We start from the raw sequence: 22,712 nt of genomic DNA on the forward strand, positions 1-22,712 counted from the left end.
CAAATGTTATTACTGGTAAGCCTTTCGTTACTGATAAAAGTTACGAATGAATCCAAGTGTCTTTTCGCACTCTTCGCGGTTACCAATACTAATACGAACACAGTCTTCAATAGGTGAATTACGCAAAATAATGCCCGTATCCCAAGCCGCTTTAAATAACTCATCGCCGTTCGGGAATTTCACCAGTAAGTAGTTACCCCAGCCATCAAAAACCGTCACTTGAGGCATACCTAATAGACCCGCCTGCAAATACGCTCGGTTAGCACTTAAATCCAGAACTTGGAACTTAGCTCGCGCGAGTCCTTGCTCTGAAAGTGCTTGAACGGCAATGTCAGCAACAGGGATTGGCACTGGATAAGGAGCAATCACTTTCAACAGTACATCGATAAGCTCTTTGTTCGCTAGCGTAAAGCCACAACGTAAGCCCGCCAAAGCAAAGGCCTTCGACAAGGTGCGCAGAATCGCTAGGTTTGGATATTGCTCAAGCAAATCAACGGTTGACGCTTCTGGACAAAAATCGATATACGCTTCATCCATCACCACAATCGCTTTGTCTTGTGCCATTTCAAGCAACTTGATGATGTCTTTGCGATCAACCAAATTACCGGTTGGGTTATTTGGGCTACAAACAAACACCACTTTTACGTTGTCGAGCTGAGCTTCGATAGCTGGAAGATCCAATTGCCATTCAGAAGTCAGAGGCACAACCTTACGCTCAACACCAATCGTCTCTGCACTGATTGCGTACATACCGTAAGTGGGTGGGCAGTAAAGAATAGCGTCTTCGTTCGGCTCACAGAAAGCACGAATCAGTAATTCAATACCTTCGTCAGCACCACGCGTTGTCAGAGTTTGCTCTGATTTCACGCCTGCGTATTGAGCGTAAGCATCAATCAGCTCTTTTGGCTGACATTCGCTGTAACGGTTAAGACGAGACAAGTTCAGGTTGTACTCGTTATCAAACGGAGATTCGTTGGCGTTTAGCCATACATCACCAGTACCGCCTATGCGTCTTGCAGACAAGTAAGGTGTTAGAGCCTGAACTTGTTTTCTTGCTAACTTTTCCATGCCCTACCCTTATTTCGCTTTATTTAACTTTTCAACTCGGATAGTCACAGCGCGTTTGTGTGCATCCAAACCTTCGGCTTCCGCCATTGTTACTACTGTTGGCGCTAGGCCTTTCAACCCATCGGCTGTTAGCTCCTGCACCGTCATTCGCTTAGAGAAATCAGCCAAACCTAGGCTTGAATACGTCTTGGTATAACCGTAAGTCGGAAGAACGTGGTTTGTGCCGGATGCGTAGTCACCTGCAGATTCTGGAGACCAGTCACCAAGGAAAATTGAGCCTGCATTATCTAGCAATGGCAGCAATTCACGTGGGTTCTTGGTTTGAACGATCAAGTGCTCAGGACCGTAGAAATTCGAAATCGCAATCGCTTGAGTGATCGATTCAGCAATGATGATTAAGCTTGAAGCCAATGCTTGCTGAGCGATGTTCGCACGAGACAGTTCTTTCAGTTGCTTTTGAACCGCTTCTGTTACTTGGTCTGCAACCACTGGAGATGGAGTTACCAATACTACTTGAGAGTCAGGCCCGTGTTCCGCTTGGCTCAACAAATCCGCTGCAATGAAGTCTGCATCAGCCGTTTCATCAGCAATCACTAACACTTCAGATGGGCCAGCTGGCATATCAATAGCTGCTCCGCGGAAGTCATTACTCACTTGGCGCTTTGCTTCCGTAACGTAGGCATTACCTGGGCCGAAGATCTTATCGACTTTAGCCACACTCTCGGTACCGTAAGCCATTGCTGCAACCGCTTGACCACCACCAACGTTGTAAACTTCGTCGATCTTACAAAGCTTAGCGACATACAAGATTTCATCAGCGATTGGCGGAGGTGAACAAAGCACAACCTTACGACAACCTGCGATTTGAGCAGGAACACCTAACATAAGAACCGTTGACGGTAGTGGCGCACTGCCACCGGGAATATAAAGGCCAACAGTATTAATCGCGCGCGTCACTTGCTCACACACAACACCAGGCTGTGTCTCAACCTTAATTGGCTGCGGCTTTTGAGCTTCGTGAAACTTAGCAATGTTGCTATAAGCTTGCTCTAACGCTTGCTTCATCTCTGGTGTTAGACGAGCACACGCCTCTTCAATCTCACCCGAACTGACTCGGATAGATTCTGGAGTTACACCATCAAACTTTGCAGTCAGCTTTTTAAGCGCGGCATCGCCTTCATTTCGTACTTTTGCAATAACATCAGAAACAGTCGCTGTGATGTTTGCACCTTCAGTAATAGCTGGACGCTCTAATACCGAGTCTTGCTGTGATTCACTTAAAGATTGCCAAACAACGGTTCTCATCGTCACTACCCCATCATTTTTTCGATTGGTAATACTAGAATCGAGCTTGCACCCAACTCTTTCAGCTGTTCCATTGTTTCCCAGAACAAGTTCTCTGTACTTACTAGGTGCACGGCAACTTTGTCTTTGTCTGTAGATAGAGGAAGAACCGTTGGATCTTCAGCACCAGGCAGTAGTGCTTTGATTTGCTCTAGTTGAGAGGTTGGCGCGTGAAGCATGATGTACTTCGACTCTTTCGCTTGTTGAACACCCTGCATACGAGTCAGTAGTTTTTCAATCAGTGCGGTCTTGTCTGCGTCGAAGTCGCCAACACGTTGAATCAGTGTTGCTTTCGATTGGAAGATAGCTTCTGCTTCTTTTAGGCCGTTCGCTTCAAGCGTTGCACCTGTAGAAACTAAATCAGCGATAGCGTCTGCAAGGCCAGCGCGAGGCGCGACTTCAACCGAACCTGTTAGCATACAAGTGCTGAACTCAACACCCTGCTCGTCCATGTAGGCTTTAAGTAGTTGTGGGTAGGTTGTCGCAATACGTTTGCCCGCTAAGTCTTGTGGGCCATTGTATTCTTCGTCTTTATTAATAGCGATTGAAAGGCGGCAACCACCGAAGTCTAAACGACGTAGTGTGCGGAACTCTGAAGGCTCTTTAAGAGCAACACGATCTAGACGAACTTCTTCTAGTTCATTTTCACCGATGAAACCAAGGTCAACTACACCATCCATGATAAGACCTGGGATGTCGTCATCACGAACGAGTAACAAGTCGATTGGCATATTTAGTGAGTGAACCACTAGGCGCTCACCCATGATATTAAATTTAACACCACATTTTTTAAGTAGGTCTTGGCACTCTTTACTTAAGCGACCTTTCTTTTGAATTGCGATTCTTAGGCGTTGTGTCTGCATTGCTGTATCCCTGTGCAAATATTTGAATTTATTGATTATTTAAAAGCGCTAAAACTAAAAAACCCTCGGGGACTTTGTCATCCCGAGGGTTTAAATCTAAATTCTTTTGACTTAACCTCCGGGAGTAATCTTGCTCCCGGGTATACGTAAATCTCCCCGAAAGACTAGATAGGGTGATGATGGTGATGAATGTTCATTACTAATTTACGCATACTTATCAGCTCTTAGGTTGTTTGCTGTCTTGTCTCCACACTAACTAAGCTGACATCCTTTTTCAACCATTTATTCGAACTTTTTTCACGAAACTTAAAATTAAATTAACAGGCACAAAAAAGGGAGGCAAACGCCTCCCTGATAGTTTACTGATTAACTTTCAATTTTAGCTTTTGCACGTCGCCATTTTGCAGCGAGAGAAGTAAGCCAATGCAAAACATACAGCAACAAACGTTAGAGACGCTGCGCCAAATGCGATGCCAATTGAAGATGTCATACCTAGAGTGATGAAACCAATGCACGATACGAACGCTACAGACAACGCGTATGGAAGCTGAGTCGAGACGTGGTCGATGTGGTTACAACGAGCACCAGTAGAAGACAGAATCGTCGTATCTGAGATTGGAGAACAGTGGTCACCAAATACTGCACCCGCTAGAACCGCACTTAGCATTGGAAGAATCAGTGCGATATCCGATGCTGCAGCCATATCACCCGCGATTGGTAGCATGATACCGAACGTACCCCAAGATGTACCTGTAGAGAACGCCATAACGCCCGCTAGAAGGAACAACATAACCGGTAACCAGTGGTAATCAATGCTGCCTGTTACTAGAGACGATAGGTAAGAACCCGTTTTCATGTCGCCGATAACAGAACCGATAGTCCATGCAAACACAAGAATCAGAATCGCGCCAAACATAGAGCTAGCACCGATCCACATTGTTCTTGCGATATCAGTCATAGATAGCTTTTGCTTGAATACTGTCGCTAGTGCTACTAGTAAGCCAATAACACCACCGTAAACAAGAGACTTACCTACATCCGTGTTTTCGAATGCGCCTAGAAGGTTGAATGCTTGGCCATCAGCAGCCAGCGCTTGGCCGCCTGTGTAAAGCATTGCAGCCACTGTCGCTACAATTAGCGATACGATTGGCATAACAAGATCAGAAACTGAACCGTTTTCGCTCTCTTCGATATCTAACTCTTCGTTTAGATCGTGAGCTTGCTTTTGATCGTTGTCACCTTCAAAGCCACGGCCTTGAGATGCTTCGATCTCATGCTCACGCATCTTACCAACGTCTAGACCGAACCATGCTACTGCGAACACCATTAGTAGTGCGAATACAGCGTAGAAGTTCATTGGGATAAGACGAACGTAAGCACCCAGTGCAGAATACTCTGTCACACCGTGTGTCACTAAGATGCCACCAATGATCGTGATGATGTAAGCACCCCAGCTAGAAGCAGGCATGATCACACACATAGGAGCAGCAGTTGAATCTAGGATATAAGCAAGCTTAGCGCGAGATACATAGAAGCGGTCTGTTACAGGACGAGAGATAGCACCAACCGCTAGGCTGTTAAAGTAGTCATCAACAAAGATGAATACACCTAAGAAAGCAGCAAGTAGTTTTGAACCACGTTTGCTCTTAACGCGAGACTGTGCCCACTCCGCGAATGCGCGAGTACCGCCAGACAGTGTTAATAATGCCGTTGTCATTCCAAGAATAATTAGGAATGCAATGATGCTCATGTTCCAAGTGTTGATGCCACCATCTTCGATGAAAACACCAGATGCTTTAGTAAACACGTAGCTAGCTGCGTTACCTACTGAGTAATCAGCAAGTAGAATCGCACCCATGATGATACCGACACCCAAAGAAACCAATACACGGCGGGTAACAATAGCAAGGCTCAAAGCCACAAGGGGCGGAAGCAAAGATAAAGGTGATGTTGCAAAATCTATTAAATTCATGATCTTCAAAAACCAGTTTTTTATTTGGCTAGAGATCTACTGCAGACAAACTTGATACGGCTGACCAAGCTCATGTTGAACTAAGCGAAAGGGAAGTGAACACTTCACCCAACCCTACAGTAGCGCTCCATAGTTTAAAATTAAGACTATGGCAGTGTTGTACCTATTGAGCACAACCCCAGCAAATTGCTTAGATATACAATTTACTTCGGCAATTACACCTTTCATTCCCGTTCATTGGCATCACCCCAACGGAAGTTACTTTTTATAATTGCACCTCTACGTGCGATAACATTATTAACCGTGTAAACCAGAGTTTAACAACAAATTAACCAACACCTCGCATCAGGTAGCCGCAATTGTACTCATCAAGAGCAACAATGCAACATATCATTCCGAGAAAAATAGCTTTTTGTTAATGAACTAATCAATAGAAGAATAGTCTACATAAGTTGACTACTCCACCTGTCACATATCATTTTTTAAGATATTCTTAATAATTATTATAAATTCAATAGAAATACTGCTCTGAATTTTCAACTATTCATCTCACTTTTATATTTAAATATGTAATAGAAGAAATACTATTTGTTTTATTCCTAGGCTCTGTTTATTATTAGGAAGATTATTTAGTTTACCTTGATGGAAAATATCATGTCTGAATTAACAAAAACTCTATTAAATATCCGCAGCCTTCGTGCGTTCTCACGTGAATTAACTCTTGAGCAACTTGAAGAAGCGCTAGACAAGCTGACTATTGTTGTACAAGAGCGTCAAGAGTCTGAAGCTGAAGAGCGTGCTGCTAAAGCAGAGCAAGAAGCTAAGCTTTCTGCTATTGCTGAACAAATTGCAAAAGACGGAATTGATGTTGCCGATCTTATTGCTGCACTTTCTGGTGAAGCAAAATCTAAAACAACAAAAGCTAAACGCGCTCCTCGCCCAGCGAAATACAAATACGTAGACGCAAACGGCGACGAGAAGACTTGGACAGGTCAAGGCCGTACGCCTTCAGCTATCCAAGAACAGCTAGATGCTGGTAAATCTCTAGAAGAGTTTGCTATCTAAACATTTAGTTTACTTAGTGAGTAATCAATTACACGCTAAGCGATAGAATTAATATTTAAGTCGACCAAAGTATTATTTACGACTTCAATATATTCAGAAACAAAAAAGGCTCCTTTCGGAGCCTTTTTTATATTTGTACTATCAGTATTAGAAACCAACTGATACTGATAGTACTACTGATTAAAGAAAGTAACTTATCTTTCCCAGTACGCTTCTTCTAGGCTATCTTCTCTTTCAGGAAGGCCACGAGATAAACGTGGAGAGTGTTGAACCAACACTTCATAGCTAGCACGGTTAGAATATTTACAAACTTGTGAGAACGAAGAGTACGTCAAGAATGAATGTTGGTGTTTACTTGAGTTTGGCACGTTTTCTTTGTGGTACTTATTAGCAGCCATATCATGTAATAAAGCTGATAACGCAGCATCACCTGCACCATTGGTATTTTTGATCTTTTCTGGTCCACCCATGTATGGCGCAATGTGCGAATACACTTTAGTTGGGTTTTCACATAAATCTTTATGCGCAGGACGGCTAAATTCAAAACGGTTGAATTCCGCAATTGAACCTGGAAGTAAAGGCAGTGACGTTTCACGCTTAGCTGCATCTTCTGTATAACCAGCCATAAATAGGCCAACAGGTCCCGCAGTACATAGAACAAGGTCTACCCAGTCTAGCGCTTTATCTGATGCAGCCAGTGGATCGCTTTCACCCGTTAACGCTTCAGCTTCGTCTTCATTCATTGCAACAACCGTTACGTGTTGCTCAAGGAAATCTTTCCAGAATTCTGGATCATCTTGAATAACGAACTTAGTACCTAGTGTAAGAACGACTGGCACATCGTATTTCTTCGCGTATTCGATCGCTTTCATTGTTGCTTCAGGCATCGGGTCGCCTGGCTTACAGCGAACTAAATAAGCCGTTAAAACTAAAGCAGAAGCACTTTTGAAGATTTTTTCAGGAATGCTTTCTGGTTTTAATTGGTTCATTTGTCCTTCGCTAATTGCGAAAGTACGTTCACCGTCTTCTGTAATTAATGCAAAGCAGCGACCAATTGCGCCATCTACCCCTTGTAAATGGTTCAGATCCATTCTGCTTGATGTATTACATAAATAGCGATAACCGTAACTACCAATCTTAATATCTTGGCTCATTACACCTAACAGTGTAGAACGGTCATCCGCTAGCACTGAATAGTTGTGTAATGTGTTACCAATTGTGCCACCAGCGTATTCATTGGTAATCAGGCACTGCTCTTTTAATTCTTGATACAAAGATTCAGCGGCTGCGTCGCCAATAACCAGTGAATGTCCCTTGCTCAAACCATACTTCTCAATAAGTTCAGAACTCACCTTTGCTTCAATATCCACCAATGTTTGGTCAATACCGATAATATGAGTGCGTGACATTCTTTTACTGCTTTGAGCTTGGCTCACTAGAGGATCACGAGCGTGAACCGGAAAGTAGTGCTTTGATTTACGTTGTCCAGGGAATTTCATAGGGCTAGTCTAAGTCAAGGGGAAATAGGTGGCGGATTCTACCGCGCTATATTTAACGCGGCAATCTTTCAAACTATAGCAAACGTTTGCTGAAGGTTTTTTTTATTCGCCTTCCATAAAGCTTAAATCAGGCAGCATGCCCAAATGCTCTGCGTAACGTTTTTGATTAAACTCCGCGCCGTTTTTCATAACGTCAAATACTTCAATTGCCAGTGCACATGCCATAGCCGCAATTGCTTCTTCACGTGGAGTGCCTGTCATCATTAAACGCATCAACGTCTCTTTCACTTTCACTGGTTCGCCATCTTCAAGCTGGTTCTCGATGATCTCAATCAGCTCTTCTTCTTGCATAAATTCGTTTTGTTCAGACATTTTTTTATCTCAGGTCTTGGATTTCGAGCGACTATGCCACATATACTTCTGACATCCTAGCGACTCACCTCGCTCTCATGCGATTCTCTAACAAAGTCAGCGCACTATTTGTGCAAATGAAACTGTGATTCCGGTCTCGGATCTGTCACGGCGTTTCTCTTTCTGTTAGAATTTGCGACCAAGTAATAGTAACGGTGTTTAGACATGTCAGATATCAGCTCTGGAAACAGCGAAAAGAAAGTAATTGTCGGTATGTCCGGCGGTGTAGATTCGTCAGTATCGGCGTATCTTCTTCAGCAACAAGGCTATCAGGTAGAAGGCCTTTTCATGAAAAACTGGGAAGAAGACGATAACGAAGAATACTGCACGGCAGCTGAAGATCTTGCTGATGCTCAAGCGGTATGTGACAAACTAGGTATCCACCTTCACACTATCAACTTTGCTGCAGAATACTGGGACAACGTATTCGAATACTTCCTTGAAGAGTACAAAGCAGGTCGTACACCTAACCCAGATATTCTTTGTAACAAAGAAATCAAATTTAAAGCATTCTTAGAGTTTGCGGATGAAGTGCTAGACGCAGACTACATTGCGATGGGTCACTACGTTCGTCGTACTTTCCCAACTCAAGAAGAGCTTGATGCTGGCGTAAAACCAGAAATGCTACGCGGTCTAGACAGCAACAAAGACCAAAGTTATTTCCTATACACGCTAAGCTCAGATCAAGTGGCACGCAGCCTATTCCCTGTCGGTGAATTAGAGAAGCCAGAAGTGCGACGTATTGCTGAAGAGCAAGACTTGATCACAGCTAAGAAGAAAGATTCAACAGGCATCTGCTTTATCGGTGAGCGCAAGTTCACTGAGTTCCTAGGCAAATACCTACCAGCACAACCGGGTAACATCGAAACACCTGAAGGCCAAGTGATTGGTCAACACCAAGGTTTGATGTACCACACGCTAGGTCAGCGTAAAGGCCTTCATATTGGCGGCACTAAAGGTGGTGGCGGTAACGAAGAACCATGGTTTGTTGGTGAAAAAGACCTTAAGCGTAATGTACTTATCGCAGTACAAGGTAAAGACCACCCTCTTCTGAAATCAGAAGGCTTGATCGCATCTCAACTTCATTGGGTAAATCGCACACCAATTACTGAAGTTATGACATGCACGGTAAAAACACGTTACCGTCAAACAGATATTCCTTGTACAATCATCCCAATTGATGATGAGAACATTAAGGTTATTTTTGATGAGCCACAAATCGCAGTGACCCCAGGTCAATCTGCAGTGTTCTACCAAGGCGAAGTATGTCTTGGTGGTGGTATCATCGAAAAGCGCATCTAATCAATCAAACGACAAACGATAGAAGACAACTAGGAGTTACTACGTGGCTAATACACTTTATGACCGTACTATTGCTTTCGCCGGAATTTGCCAAGCTGTGGCTTTGGTTCAACAAGTAGCGAAAGACGGCCATTGTGATAAAGATGCCTTTGAAGCTTCACTCAGTGCCATTTTAAATACCAACCCATCGAATACCGTGGGCGTATTTGGACGTGAAGCGAACCTAAAGCTTGGCCTTGAGTGCTTAGTAAAAGGTATCGATAGTACTCCAGCAGGTAGCGATATCACGCGTTACATCATCAGCTTGATGGCGCTTGAGCGTAAGCTGTCTTCTCGCAACGACTCTATGTCTCAGCTTGGTGACCGCATTCAAACTGCAGAGCGCCAAACTGAACACTTTGATCTGTTTGACGAGCAAATGATCAGCAACCTTGCAAGTATCTACCTTGATGTCGTCAGCCCTATCGGCCCTCGCATTCAGGTTTCTGGTACTCCGTCTGTACTTCAGCAGACATCGAGCCAACATAAGGTTCGCGCACTGCTTCTATCAGGGATTCGAAGCGCTGTGTTATGGCGTCAAGTTGGCGGTAAACGTCGCCACCTTATCTTCGGTCGTAAGAAGATGATCGAGCAGGCTCAAATCCTACTAGCTCGAATGTAGTTTATTAGCTCGCGCCTCGTCGCGAGCTTGTTTTTTGTATCAACACAACTCTCACGCAAACGATTGCGCAATGTGCGTGACAATTGAGATTGTTACTGGTATAAACCTCTCAAAATTTAGAAAACTCAATTCAGGAGAACACCATGGAACTGTCAGCATTGACTGCTGTTTCACCAGTAGACGGCCGTTACGGAAGTAAGACTATTGCATTACGCAGCATCTTTAGTGAGTTTGGACTACTAAAGTACCGCTCTATCGTTGAAATTCGTTGGTTACAAAAGCTTGCAGCAACTGATGCAATCAAAGAAGTACCAGCGTTCAGTGCAGAAGCTAACCAGTTTCTTGATGAACTAGCCGCTAACTTCAGCGAAGAAGATGCTCTACGTATCAAAGAGATCGAGCGCACGACTAACCACGACGTTAAAGCGGTTGAGTACTTCTTGAAAGAGAAAGTTGCTGGCGTTCCTGAACTTCACGCTGTAAACGAATTTATTCACTTTGCATGTACTTCTGAAGACATCAACAACACCTCTCACGCGCTTATGCTTAAAGAAGCTCGTGACACAGTGATTCTTCCAGAAATCCGTAACGTAATTGATGCTATCAAAGCACTTGCGAACGAGTACCGTGATATTCCATTACTGTCTCGTACACACGGTCAGCCAGCTTCTCCTTCTACTATGGGTAAAGAGATGGCTAACGTTGCGTACCGTATGGAACGTCAATACAAGCAAATCGAAAACGTTGAGATCCTAGCGAAAATCAACGGTGCTGTAGGTAACTACAACGCACACCTTTCTGCATACCCAGAAGTTGAATGGCACCAGTTTAGCGAAGAGTTCATCACTGAATCTCTTGGCGTAACTTGGAACCCGTACACAACTCAAATCGAACCTCACGATTACATCGCTGAGCTATTCGATGCAATTGCTCGTTTCAACACTATCCTTCTAGACTTCGACCGTGACGTTTGGGGCTACATCGCTCTTGGTCACTTCAAGCAGAAGACTATTGCTGGCGAAATCGGTTCTTCGACAATGCCGCATAAAGTTAACCCAATTGACTTCGAAAACTCTGAAGGCAACCTTGGTCTAGCGAACGCAGTATTCAGCCACCTTGCACAAAAACTTCCAGTTTCTCGCTGGCAGCGTGACCTTACTGACTCTACGGTTCTTCGTAACCTAGGTGTGGGTGTTGGCTACGCAATCATTGCATACACTTCGACTCTGAAAGGTATTAGCAAGCTTGAAGTTAACCGCGCTGCGCTACTTGCTGAACTAGACAAGAACTGGGAAGTATTGGCTGAACCAGTACAAACAGTAATGCGTCGTTACGGCATCGAAAAACCATACGAGAAGCTAAAAGAGCTAACTCGTGGTAAACGTGTAGATGGCGAAGGCATGCGTGCATTCATCGATGGTCTTGAGATCCCTGAAGACGAGAAAGTTCGCCTGAAAGAGATGACTCCAGCGAACTACATCGGCCAAGCAATCGAGCTAACTGACAAACTGTAAGGTTCGAATTTCGAATCACAGAATAGACTAAGGCTTCCCATGTGGAAGCCTTTTTGTTGAGCGGAACAAAGTGTATTGAGCACAAGAGACGTCAGCAAAATAATACAAAGCAACCCAGTATCATTACCCTACTCATCTCAATCCGTGCGATATCAACCAATCAATATCGTAATGCTTCATCACCAGTAACCCTCTATCGCCAGACACCTATTCCTCGAATACTTACTGTCTTAGATGCCAAGATCAAAAAAGACCTCCCGAAGGAAGCCTTTCAAATGTATCTTGTCGATTAGCGACTGAAGAATACGTAGCGATTACATGTTACGTAGAGAAGCAATACGCTTGTCTAGCGGCGGGTGGCTCATTAGAAGCTCTGTTAGAGACTTCTTACCGTTGATACCAAATGCCATCATAGAACCTTCTAGTTGTGGCTCATGGCTCACCTTTAGGCGCTCTAGCGCTGCAATCATCTTCTCTTTACCTACTAGGTTCGCTGCACCTGCATCGGCATGGAATTCACGATGACGGCTGTACCACATCGTAATGAAGCTTGCTAAGAAACCAAATACCAATTCCAACACCATAGACACACCGAAGTACACCATCATGTTGCTGCCACCCTCTTCTTCGTTGTCATTCGACGCAACAATGTTGGCGATGAAACGAGATAGGAAGATAACGAACGTGTTCACTACACCTTGCATTAACGTCATGGTCACCATATCACCGTTCGCGATGTGGCTCACTTCATGCGCTAATACTGCTTCAGCTTCATCACGCGTCATGTTGTGCAGCAGGCCTGTTGATACTGCTACCAATGAATCGTCACGCTTAGCACCTGTCGCGAATGCGTTGATGTCTGGCGAGTCGTAGATCGCCACTGTTGGCATACCAATACCAACTTGTTGAGATTGACGGCTTACCGTCTCCATCAACCAATGTTCTGTTTCGTTACGTGGGCTTTCAATGACCATGCCGCCTACCGAGCGTAGCGCCATTTTCTTCGACATCATTAATGAAATGAATGAGCCGCCAAAACCAAATACCGCAGCCATCACCAATAAACCTGAGAGGCTACCGGGTTGCATACCTGTAACTGCGTATACAACATTAAGAACAACACTTAGTACCAATACAACCGCTAGGTTAGTTGCAAGGAACAACATTACTCGCTTCATTACTTATCTCCGCATGAAAGCTGTTTTTATAAAACTTATTGTTATAGACAAGGCAGACAGCAATAGATTCCAACCTTGAAGACTTATACTTACTTATACATATAGTCTTAGATTAAGAAAACAAGGTTAAGCATTAAATTGCAACATTTGATTACGGGAGTGGTTCATTTCTCAATCGTCCATTAGACCTAAGTAGTATGGTTAACCACCAACGATCCGTTTAGAGTGTCAGTCAATTACTGTATTGGCTAGTTCATGGAACAAAAGGAAAGGATCATGGTTGAAGGTACTAACACTCAAATGGCTATCGATTTACTGTGCTGTCACCTAGGGATTACTGAAGAAGAAGCAAAGAAACAGATCGGTATTCTTACGCCACAAGCAGCGCAAACCAATATAACAGAGACACAACAAGCACTAATGGGACTTACAAAAGAACATTGATCCCAAGCTTAACTCTACACAGGCTTAAAATAGCAAAAGGGCTGCAATCGCAGCCCTTTTCTTATTTCTCGTATAACTTGAGAATTAAAGCTCAAGCAATGGCTGTACATTAATGTACTTGCCAATATTCTTAGACTTCGCTTTTGGTACGTAAGGGATCTCACCTAACTTTGGTGCACCTAGCTTATCTTCAAGCATCGCAATAATATCAGCGTAATGTTCAGTGCCAGGATTAATACGGTTTGCTACCCAACCAACTAAGTTTAGTCCGTCAGCACGAATCGCTTCAGCAGTTAGCAGTGCGTGGCTCAAACAACCAAGCTTAATACCCACAGTCAGTACCACTGGAAGCTGCTCTTTTTTAACCCAGCTAGACAAGTATTCATCATCTGAAACCGGTACACGCCAACCACCAGCACCTTCAACTAACACGATGTCAGAGTTTTGCTTATGCTCTTCCAGCTTTGCAGATAATACGGCTTCATCAATCACCACGCCGTCATGCTTAGCAGCGATGTGAGGCGATGATGGTAGCAACAACGCGTATGGATTGACGTCTTCGTAAGCAATATCTTGCGTCGCCGCTTCTTGAAGATGCAGTGCATCACTATTACGCAGTCCTTCAGGAGATTTTTCACTCCCTGCAGCAACTGGCTTGTAACCAATTGTTGATAAATCTTGTGCGGCCAAAGCTTGAAGAATCGCTTTTGAAACCACAGTTTTTCCCACTTCGGTATCCGTACCTGCAATGAATAATGCATCAATCATAATTGAATAACCCCTAAACAAACTTGATATGTTGCTGGTAAGAAACCTTGATGGTTCTTAAACTCTCGATATTCCCGATCAACAAGCTGCAACATGCGACGACTTGTTAAACCTTGTGAGCGACCACTTACGTGATTAGCGCCGATACCTTTAAGGTCGCGCATCAGTTCAAACGCAGTGTCGTACCAAACGGTGATGGTGGGCAAGTCTAGTTGATGAACGGTACAGCTAGATTGCGCTAACGCAATTTTTACCTTATTGATTGTAATAAAATGGTTAACGTGTTGATGTGCGTCAATTTTGGACCACGACTTTTTCAGTTCAAACAGCGACCCATCAAGCAAAGTTGAGAAAATAACACGCCCACCAGCCGCTGTAACACGCTTAATCTCTCTCAAAGGCGACGACAAATCGTCACACCATTGCAACGCAAGGCTAGAGAAAACGATGTCAAAGCACCCATCTTCAAACGGCAATTGTTCGGCATCGGCTTGTTGATATAAAGATACAGATGCACCACACCGCTTCTCTGCTGTTGCTAGCATTCCAACAGAAAGATCAGCGCAAACCACTTCGGCGCCTCGTTTTACAAGTTGCTCGGAGAAATAGCCAGTACCACAACCTAGATCCAGCACCTTAAAGCCTGACAGATCGCTGGGTAATTTATCCAGTAATCGGTGGCCAACATCGCGTTGAAATTCAGCGTGTTTGTCATAGGTTGTTGCCGCTTTACCAAAGGCTTCGGCAATCGCACTCTTATCTTGGCCAACGTAATTATGCACTACTGCTTCTTGTGACATTTACTGAGCCTCTTTATTTGATTCAAAGCTTGGATGGATACCCGGTTCAGTGCTTAAGTCGATGTTTCGTTCAATGGCTTGATGCAACGACCTGGTTAACTGGAGAATCTGTTTTGGGCTATGGTTAGCTGTTAACGTGATTCGTAATCGAGCAGTTCCAGCAGGTATGGCTGGCGGCCTTATTGCGGTCACCCAAACTTGGTTTTGCTTTAACTCTTCAGCTATTGATAATGCCGCTTGTGCTTCACCTATCACAAATGGCTTAATCGGAGTCTTAGTATCCACAAAGCCTTTCAAGCCGCTCACCTGCTCTGCATAGAGAGACCCTAACTCAATCAGCTTTTCTCGGCGCCACTCTTGAGTTTGAGTCATCTTACAGGCATGAGATAAAGCCACCGCTTGTGAAGGTGGCATCGCCGTCGAGTACACATGATGACGAGCAAACTGAGTTAAGTAATCACCCACTTCTGACGAACAAAGAATCGCAGCACCAGAAACGCCAAATGCTTTGCCAAAGGTCACCACCAAAATATCGGGGGAGATTTGTGCTGCACTGCAACTCCCAGCTCCTTTATCACCTAATACGCCGATACCGTGGGCATCATCAACCGCCAACCAACTGTCGTATTGATGAGTCAGGTTAGATATCTGGCTGAGAGGCGCTTGATCGCCGTCCATGCTGAATACGCCCTCAGTGACGACCAAGGATTGTAGAGATCGGCTTAATAGAGACTCTAGATGCTGCGTGTCGTTGTGTTTAAAGCGTTTCATGGTTGCATGAGAAAGCATCCCCGCTTCCATCAAAGAGGCGTGATTAAGCTTGTCTTGCAGCAGAGAGTCGTCTTTTTCGAGCAGAGAAAACAACAAGGCTTGGTTCGCACTGAAACCAGAACTAAAGAGAATCGCACGTTCAAAGCCCAACCATTCACACAGCTGAGCTTCTAAATTTCTATGAGCAGGACTAAAACCCGTGACCAATGGCGATGCCGCACTGCCAGCACCATAAAGGGAAAGCCCAGCTTGCCACGCCTCCACCAATTCAGGGTCGTTCGCCAAGCCTAGGTAATCATTACTCGAAAAATTAATAAAGCGAGAACCTTCGCAATTAAGCAAAGGACCATTACTGTTTTCGAGCACTTTAAGTTGACGAGTTAGCCCCTGCTCACGGCGTTGAACAAGGGCATCTTTGATACGGGATTTAAACAGTGGCATCGTAGAACATGTCATCTTTCGTTGGACGAGCAGCAACGCGCTCCACTACTTGATCTAACAGTTCGTTTTCTTGAATTTCATCAGGCTTCTGAGCCACTTGTTGGCTGTTGATGCCTAACTTCTTAAACAACTGCATGTCCGTGTCTTCATCTGGGTTTGGCGTAGTCAGTAGCTTACAACCGTAGAAGATAGAGTTCGCGCCAGCCATGAAGCACATCGCCTGCATCTGTTCATTCATATTCTCGCGACCTGCAGATAGACGAACCGCTGACATTGGCATCATGATACGAGCAATCGCAATCAACTTAATGAAGTCAAAAGATTCAACATCATCGACGTTTTCCATCGGTGTGCCTTTCACTTTCACGAGCATGTTGATTGGCACACTCTCAGGGTGTACCGGAAGGTTCGCTAGCTCTACCAGCAGGCCTGCACGGTCATTAGTACTTTCGCCCATACCAATAATGCCACCAGAACAGATCTTCATACCGGCATCACGTACGTGAGACAGCGTATCTAAACGATCTTGGTAAGTACGAGTGGTGATGATGCTGCCGTAAAACTCGGGAGACGTATCAAGGTTATGGTTGTAGTAATCCAAGCCTGCATCCGCTAACTCGCCAGCTTGATCAGGGGTTAACATGCCTAGTGTCATACAGGTTTCTAGACCCATACCTTTCACACCTTTGATCATATCAGTCAAGTGAGGCATATCGCGTTCTTTCGGGTTTTTCCACGCCGCGCCCATACAGAAACGAGTCGAGCCCGCGTTCTTGGCTTTTTGCGCCGCATGCAAAACACGCTCTACTTCCATTAGGCGTTCTTTGTCGACATCCGTTCGGTAGTGAGCACTTTGAGGACAATACTTACAGTCTTCAGGACAAGCACCGGTCTTAATCGATAGAAGCGTACTCACCTGCACGTGGTTGTGCTCTTGGTACTGTCTATGAACCACTTGAGCTTCAAACATTAAATCCATAAACGGTTTTTCAAGCAGTGCTGTTACTTCAGCAACTGTCCAGTCATGACGAACTTCCACGTGTCGATCCTTTTTTATTATTTGATGTTTCATCTCTATCAATAGAGATTGCATTTATGCTTGGCTAGTCTACCGACAAGCTTTAGACTGTCAACACATTGATAATATCAAAAGTTTACATCTGGTTATTTTTTAATCACACCAAGAATGGAAGTTACTATGGATCTCGCCTTTGATCGCCAGCATATCTGGCATCCCTACACATCAACGTTAACACCTCTGACCTGCTACCCAGTCACCAACGCAGACGGTGTTTACCTAGAATTAGAAGGCGGAAAACGAATTATTGATGGTATGTCATCTTGGTGGTCAACCATCCACGGCTACAATCATCCAGAGCTAAACGCTGCAGCTCATAGTCAAATCGATAAGGTTTCACACGTTATGTTTGGTGGCATCACCCACCAGCCCGCTATCGATCTATGTAAGAAGCTTTTGAATCTCGCGCCAAGTAATCTTGAGCATGTATTTTTGGCCGATTCAGGTTCAGTTGCCGTAGAGGTTAGCCTCAAGATGGCATTGCAATATTGGCACGCTAAAGGACAACCTCGTTCAAAGTTCCTCACACTAAGAGATGGCTACCACGGTGATACCTTTGCGGCGATGTCAGTGACCGACCCTGACAATTCGATGCACAGCCTCTACAAAGGCTTTTTGCCGGAACATATTTTCGCTGATTCGCCAAAAACAGGCTTTTGGGATGAGTGGAACTCAAGTGACATCGATAGTTTTCGAGAAAAGCTGGCAGCACACCATCAAGAAGTCGCAGCGGTGATCTTAGAGCCTATCGTTCAAGGGGCTGGCGGCATGCGCATCTACCACCCTGAGTTCCTAAAACAAGTTCGCTTGCTGTGTGATGAATTCAACGTATTGCTGATCTTGGATGAGATTGCGACCGGATTTGGCCGCACAGGGGAACTGTTCGCTTGTGAGCATGCCGATGTTCAACCGGACATATTATGCGTAGGCAAAGCTTTAACTGGTGGCTATATGACATTGTCAGCGACGCTTGCGAGTAAGGAAGTTGCTGACACGGTATGTGGCGGTGAAGCAGGCTGCTTTATGCATGGGCCAACCTTTATGGGCAACCCATTGGCTTGCGCAGTCGGTGCGGCAAGTTTATCCATCATCGAGCAAGGCCATTGGAAAAATCAGACTCAACAGATTGAACAGCTCTTTTCTGAGTTGTTACCACCGTTGCGAGAACATGAACTGGTTAAAGACGTGCGTTGGTTAGGCGCTATTGGCGTCGTTGAAACTCACACACCCGTCGATATGGAAGCCATTCAAGCTCACTTTGTAGAGCAAGGCGTTTGGATCCGTCCGTTTGGTAAGCTAATTTATATGATGCCTCCGTTTATTATCAAACCACAACATATTGAGCAATTGGTCGCTGCTATCGACACTGCATTACAAAATACTCATTGCTTTAAATAAGGCGTTTATTGCTCTAAACAAGAGCGACGATTATTTCTATATATCTTCATTAATAAATCATTTAATTAAACTAAAAGGCCTTACATAAAAGTAAGGCCTTAACTGCTTGAAGGTAACCGTCAGTTTAACGTAATTGGCTATCTTTACTTGCTCGACGGTTAAACAATGAATGTCGATGTGCGTCATGCTCTAATATTGACTGACATTCTATACACAAACGAACGCCTTTGATCGCGCGTCGTCTTTGTTCCGGAATCTCATCACCACACTCATCACAATAACGCAAACCCTCACCACCTCGAAGGTTTCCTCTTACACGAGAGAGCTCATCATCAATGGTATTTTGTATTTGCTGGCTGACACTATCGTCACCAGCCCATCCTACGGCCATAAGCCCTCCTCAGTATTTGAACGAGAAAATCTATACCTACCGCGGTAAGAGCATATTATAGCCACATTTAAGGATTGTAATAATTATCAAAATCAATAAAACACTATTACACATAGGTAACAAAAATTATTTATTTCTCGCCACTGCACTATTCTATAGGCAATAAAAAACCCAGCCTGTTGGCTGGGTTTTATAAGTAACCTAATGCTTAATCAATCTAATTAACCGATGTGCGTTACGCCGCCCATGTATGGTTGAAGTACTTCTGGGATAGCAATACGGCCATCTGCTTCTTGGTTGTTCTCAAGGATAGCAACCATAGTACGACCAACAGCAAGACCAGAACCGTTTAGTGTGTGTACAAGTTCAGGTTTTTTCTCGCCTTTACGACGGAAACGAGCTTGCATACGACGCGCTTGGAAATCCCACATGTTTGAACAAGAAGAAATCTCACGGTAAGTCTCTTGTGCTGGAACCCATACTTCTAAGTCGTAAGTTTTCGCAGAACCGAAGCCCATGTCACCTGTACATAGAATCACTTTACGGTAAGGAAGCTCTAGAAGTTGAAGTACTTTCTCAGCGTGGCCAGTTAGCTCTTCAAGCGCTGCCATTGAGTCTTCTGGCTTAGTGATTTGTACTAATTCAACTTTATCGAATTGGTGCATACGGATAAGACCACGAGTGTCACGACCGTAAGAACCCGCTTCAGAACGGAAACACGGCGTGTGAGCTGTCATCTTAAGTGGCAGTTCAGCTTCATCAGTGATCGTGTCACGAACCATGTTCGTTACCGGTACTTCCGCAGTAGGGATAAGCGATAGAGTCTTAAGAGGTACGTCACTTACTTGCTCAGTTAGCGGGCTTGTGTGGAACAAGTCTTCGCCGAACTTAGGAAGTTGACCAGTACCGTAAAGGCTATCGTGGTTCACTAGATACGGTACGTACATTTCTGTGTAGCCGTGCTCATCAGTGTGAAGGTCTAGCATGAACTGAGCAATAGCACGGTGTAGACGTGCAAATTTGCCTTTCATCACGATGAAACGAGAACCCGAGATTTTAACTGCGCTAGCAAAATCAAGACCGCCAGACATTTCGCCAAGATCGACGTGATCTTTCACTTCAAAGTCGTAAGTCTTAGGTTGACCCCAACGAGAAACTTCTACGTTATCGTCTTCATCTTTACCATCTGGCACTTCTGCATCAGGTAGGTTAGGAATAGACATTGTGATCGTTTCTAGCTCAGATTGAAGATCAGCCAATGCTACTTTAGCTTGGTCTAGTTCTGCGCCTAAGTTGCCTACTTCTGCAAGGATACGCTCAGCTTCTTCATGGTCGCCTTTTGCTTTCGCTTGACCAATGGACTTCGATCGAGAGTTACGTAACGCTTGTAGCTCTTCAGTTTTCATCTGAAGGGACTTACGTTTTTCTTCAAGTTCACGAATTGTCTCTACATCAAGGGTGAAGCCTCGACGTGCTAATTTTGCCGCTGTTTCATCCAGCTCAGCTCGAAGTAATTTAGAATCCAGCATTGCTAATCCTATGCTTTAGTTATTTGAATATTCAGTAGCTTGCTACTGAATCACTGCTAAACCCCTAAAACTGGTGTTATTTCGACCAATTTATAACGATTTAATTGAAATTTTATGACTAGGTAACGATATCCAAAAAAGACTACTTTTCATAGCGTTTTTGTGGGCTTTTTGCGTCCAAATCCGCCAGATAATCTAGCTTCTCGCCAATTTTGGTCTCTAAGCCTCGTTTTGTTGGGAAATAGTATTGCTTCTCTCCCATTTCAGGAGGCAGATACTTTTCACCAGCGGCGTAGGCTCCTGGTTCGTCATGAGCATAACGGTATTCTTGCCCGTAGCCCATGTCCTTCATCAAAGTTGTCGGTGCATTTCGCAAATGATGCGGCACTTCATATTCAGGAAGATTGTGAGCATCTGTTAACGCTTGCTTCCACGCGGTGTAAACGGCGTTACTCTTTGGTGCACATGCGAGATAAACAACCGCCTGCGCAATCGCACGCTCCCCTTCAGCAGGGCCAATGCGCGTGAAGCAATCCCAAGCCGACATCGCTACCTGCATGGCGCGAGGATCAGCGTTACCGATATCTTCAGAAGCAATCGCCAGCAAGCGTCTAACGATATACAAAGGATCACAACCCGCAGCAATCATTCGTGCTGACCAGTACAAGGCCGCATCAGGGTTTGAGCCACGAATTGACTTATGAACCGCGGAGATTAGGTCGTACCAAATATCACCCTTGTTATCGAAACGAGCGACTTTCTCACCAGCCACTTCAGCCAACAACTGCAAGGTTATCGCTTTCTCGCCTTTATCGTTGTCTTCTGCCATGTCATACAGCAGTTCAAGGTAGTTAAGCGACATACGCGCGTCGCCGTTAACCAGTTCTGCAAGGCGATCTAAAACATTATCAGCAAAATCAACAGGCACATCACCTAACCCACGTTGCTTATCTTCAATCGCTTGGCGAATGACAAGAGAAATATCATCTGTGTTCAGGGACGTCAGTTTGTAGACACGCGCACGTGACAACAAAGCGTTGTTCAGTTCAAAAGATGGGTTTTCTGTCGTCGCACCAATAAAGGTCACGGTGCCATCTTCGATATGAGGCAGAAAAGCATCTTGCTGACTTTTGTTAAAGCGATGGACTTCGTCCACAAACAGGATGGTTCTGCGCCCTGCTTGCTTGTTCTCGCGCGCTTTTTCAATTGCAATACGAATGTCTTTTACGCCCGAGGTTACCGCCGATACACGTTCCACTTCAGCATTCGCATAGTTTGCTGCAACTTCGGCTAACGTCGTTTTACCGGTGCCCGGAGGCCCCCACAAAATCATCGAGTGGATATGGCCCGCTTCCAACGCTCTGCGAAGTGGTTTACCTGGGCCTAATATATGCTGCTGACCGATGTACTGTTCGACAGTTTCCGGTCTCATACGAGCAGCAAGGGGACGAAAATCTTCGTCCCCCGCAAAATCTAAGCTGTAATTACTCAATTGCAATCTCTTGATTCGTTGATGGCATTAATGCCTATCGACGTACTACCAAACGATCTGCTTGTTTAGATCAGTTTCTTTGGTCGTCGACCTCGACACCTTCCGGTGCCACAAAAGTAAAGCGGTCTGCTGCAGGTTTACCCAAATCAACATTGCTAAAGGTAAACTCACCTTTTTGACCGTCTTGTTCAATCACATTAAAGCCCTGAACAATGCCCTTTTCGGTGATATTAATCTGGAAGTCACCCTGATTAGAATCGACAGCAGTTGGCGTTAGCGTGAATTGGTTACCCGTTTGCGCCACATTATAATTATCCCAATCACTTTCTTGGTTACGTGTAAGCAGGACAAAAGGTGTCTGTGATGTCGCTTGCTCTTGCCAATAAATGCTCACTTGCTCAATGAACGGGCTGTAGTACCACAAGCTTTGGCCATCAGATACCAACAAGTTTTCATCAGGGAACGTGGTCTCCCAGCGGAACAGGCTTGGGCGTGCAATCTCTACCGTGCCCTCACCTTCCATAACAACATCACCATCAGGGCTGGTCACGACTTGTTTAAAGTCAGCGCTGAAGCCTGCGTTTAATGCCAAGCGGCTACTCAACTCTTCTTTCGGAGAAGCAAACACTGAGAAGCTCATAAATAAAAGTGCGAATACTTTTTTCATCAATAATCCTGTTAGAACATAAGTCGGTCATATTTTCGATTTGACCGACTGAATAG

General features: G+C 44.6%; 21 protein-coding genes, 1 riboswitch and 1 other annotated feature. Of the genes, 6 read left to right on the forward strand and 15 right to left on the reverse strand.

Translation table 11 applies throughout. The features are described from left to right. Positions 1–27 precede the first annotated feature (27 nt). The 4 genes from hisC to F0229_RS02785 form a co-directional block, all read right to left on the reverse strand. Positions 28–1,068, reverse strand: coding sequence for a histidinol-phosphate transaminase (gene hisC, locus F0229_RS02770; protein WP_017068074.1), 1,041 nt, complete (start codon positions 1,066–1,068; stop codon positions 28–30). A gap of 9 nt (positions 1,069–1,077) precedes the next feature. After that, positions 1,078–2,379, reverse strand: a complete 1,302-nt coding sequence (hisD, locus tag F0229_RS02775) for a histidinol dehydrogenase (RefSeq protein WP_017065318.1) — start codon at positions 2,377–2,379, stop codon at positions 1,078–1,080. After that, positions 2,379–3,275, reverse strand: a complete 897-nt coding sequence (hisG, locus tag F0229_RS02780; protein WP_017060264.1) for an ATP phosphoribosyltransferase — start codon at positions 3,273–3,275, stop codon at positions 2,379–2,381. Before hisG ends, hisD begins: the two co-directional genes overlap by 1 nt. Before the next feature lie 53 nt (positions 3,276–3,328). Next, positions 3,329–3,464 (reverse strand) — a sequence feature (His leader region). Positions 3,465–3,654: 190 nt separating this feature from the next. Beyond that, positions 3,655–5,247: a Na+/H+ antiporter NhaC family protein gene (locus tag F0229_RS02785; RefSeq protein WP_017060263.1), complete on the reverse strand. Its 1,593-nt coding sequence runs from the start codon at positions 5,245–5,247 to the stop codon at positions 3,655–3,657. A gap of 112 nt (positions 5,248–5,359) precedes the next feature. After that, a riboswitch (Lysine riboswitch) is annotated at positions 5,360–5,537 on the reverse strand. Between the two features lie 364 nt (positions 5,538–5,901). On the opposite strand from F0229_RS02785, the gene F0229_RS02790 reads away from it, so the two are divergent. Further along, a complete protein-coding gene (locus F0229_RS02790) occupies positions 5,902–6,312 on the forward strand; it encodes an H-NS family nucleoid-associated regulatory protein (RefSeq protein WP_017060262.1) in 411 nt (136 codons plus the stop codon). Positions 6,313–6,506: 194 nt separating this feature from the next. Here F0229_RS02790 and F0229_RS02795 read toward each other — a convergent pair whose 3' ends face one another. Together F0229_RS02795 and F0229_RS02800 are read right to left on the reverse strand one after the other, a co-directional pair. Further along, complete coding sequence (locus tag F0229_RS02795; protein WP_017060261.1) at positions 6,507–7,811, reverse strand: inosine/guanosine kinase; 1,305 nt, start codon at positions 7,809–7,811, stop codon at positions 6,507–6,509. A 102-nt stretch (positions 7,812–7,913) separates the two neighbouring features. After that, complete coding sequence (locus F0229_RS02800) at positions 7,914–8,183, reverse strand: hypothetical protein (protein ID WP_010439986.1); 270 nt, start codon at positions 8,181–8,183, stop codon at positions 7,914–7,916. A gap of 204 nt (positions 8,184–8,387) precedes the next feature. On the opposite strand from F0229_RS02800, the gene mnmA reads away from it, so the two are divergent. The 3 genes from mnmA (at position 8,388) to purB (ending at position 11,699) form a co-directional block, all read left to right on the forward strand. Next, entirely contained in the window at positions 8,388–9,524 is a 1,137-nt protein-coding gene (gene mnmA / locus F0229_RS02805) for a tRNA 2-thiouridine(34) synthase MnmA (RefSeq protein WP_017060260.1), read from the forward strand. A gap of 43 nt (positions 9,525–9,567) precedes the next feature. Further along, the gene (gene hflD, locus F0229_RS02810; RefSeq protein ID WP_017060259.1) at positions 9,568–10,185 is read left to right on the forward strand and encodes a high frequency lysogenization protein HflD; all 618 of its coding nucleotides are present in this window, start codon (positions 9,568–9,570) and stop codon (positions 10,183–10,185) included. Positions 10,186–10,328: 143 nt separating this feature from the next. Beyond that, complete coding sequence (purB, locus tag F0229_RS02815) at positions 10,329–11,699, forward strand: adenylosuccinate lyase (protein WP_017068077.1); 1,371 nt, start codon at positions 10,329–10,331, stop codon at positions 11,697–11,699. Between the two features lie 314 nt (positions 11,700–12,013). Here purB and htpX read toward each other — a convergent pair whose 3' ends face one another. After that, entirely contained in the window at positions 12,014–12,877 is an 864-nt protein-coding gene (gene htpX, locus F0229_RS02820) for a protease HtpX (protein WP_029235495.1), read from the reverse strand. A 276-nt stretch (positions 12,878–13,153) separates the two neighbouring features. On the opposite strand from htpX, the gene F0229_RS02825 reads away from it, so the two are divergent. Beyond that, complete coding sequence (locus tag F0229_RS02825; RefSeq protein ID WP_017057057.1) at positions 13,154–13,321, forward strand: hypothetical protein; 168 nt, start codon at positions 13,154–13,156, stop codon at positions 13,319–13,321. 84 nt (positions 13,322–13,405) lie between these two features. Here F0229_RS02825 and bioD read toward each other — a convergent pair whose 3' ends face one another. The 4 genes from bioD to bioB are packed head-to-tail and all read right to left on the reverse strand — an operon-like array spanning position 13,406 to position 17,140. Further along, a complete protein-coding gene (gene bioD, locus F0229_RS02830) occupies positions 13,406–14,089 on the reverse strand; it encodes a dethiobiotin synthase (protein ID WP_017065314.1) in 684 nt (227 codons plus the stop codon). After that, positions 14,086–14,889 carry a malonyl-ACP O-methyltransferase BioC gene (gene bioC / locus F0229_RS02835; RefSeq protein ID WP_171732191.1) on the reverse strand — a complete coding sequence of 268 codons (804 nt, stop codon included), beginning with the start codon at positions 14,887–14,889 and terminating at the stop codon, positions 14,086–14,088. The genes bioD and bioC overlap by 4 nt, the downstream gene beginning before the upstream one ends. After that, positions 14,890–16,101: an 8-amino-7-oxononanoate synthase gene (bioF, locus tag F0229_RS02840; protein WP_171732219.1), complete on the reverse strand. Its 1,212-nt coding sequence runs from the start codon at positions 16,099–16,101 to the stop codon at positions 14,890–14,892. Then, a complete protein-coding gene (gene bioB / locus F0229_RS02845; protein ID WP_136974658.1) occupies positions 16,088–17,140 on the reverse strand; it encodes a biotin synthase BioB in 1,053 nt (350 codons plus the stop codon). The genes bioF and bioB overlap by 14 nt, the downstream gene beginning before the upstream one ends. 159 nt (positions 17,141–17,299) lie before the next feature. Here bioB and bioA point away from each other — a divergent pair, with 159 nt between their 5' ends. Further along, entirely contained in the window at positions 17,300–18,577 is a 1,278-nt protein-coding gene (gene bioA, locus F0229_RS02850) for an adenosylmethionine--8-amino-7-oxononanoate transaminase (protein WP_171732192.1), read from the forward strand. Between the two features lie 124 nt (positions 18,578–18,701). Here the strand turns inward: bioA and F0229_RS02855 are convergent, their stop codons facing one another. From F0229_RS02855 to lolA, 4 genes are all read right to left on the reverse strand, one after another. Continuing rightward, positions 18,702–18,968, reverse strand: a complete 267-nt coding sequence (locus tag F0229_RS02855; RefSeq protein ID WP_171732193.1) for a DksA/TraR family C4-type zinc finger protein — start codon at positions 18,966–18,968, stop codon at positions 18,702–18,704. Between the two features lie 221 nt (positions 18,969–19,189). Continuing rightward, entirely contained in the window at positions 19,190–20,497 is a 1,308-nt protein-coding gene (gene serS, locus F0229_RS02860; protein ID WP_017060250.1) for a serine--tRNA ligase, read from the reverse strand. 142 nt (positions 20,498–20,639) lie between these two features. Continuing rightward, positions 20,640–21,995 (reverse strand): replication-associated recombination protein A, encoded by a 1,356-nt coding sequence (locus F0229_RS02865; RefSeq protein WP_017060249.1) that lies wholly within the window; start codon positions 21,993–21,995, stop codon positions 20,640–20,642. Between the two features lie 64 nt (positions 21,996–22,059). Continuing rightward, positions 22,060–22,656, reverse strand: coding sequence for an outer membrane lipoprotein chaperone LolA (lolA, locus tag F0229_RS02870; RefSeq protein WP_017060248.1), 597 nt, complete (start codon positions 22,654–22,656; stop codon positions 22,060–22,062). Positions 22,657–22,712 lie beyond the last annotated feature (56 nt).

It is taken from the genome of Vibrio sp. AIC-3 (genome assembly GCF_013114515.1).
GTDB lineage: Bacteria > Pseudomonadota > Gammaproteobacteria > Enterobacterales > Vibrionaceae > Vibrio > Vibrio crassostreae_C.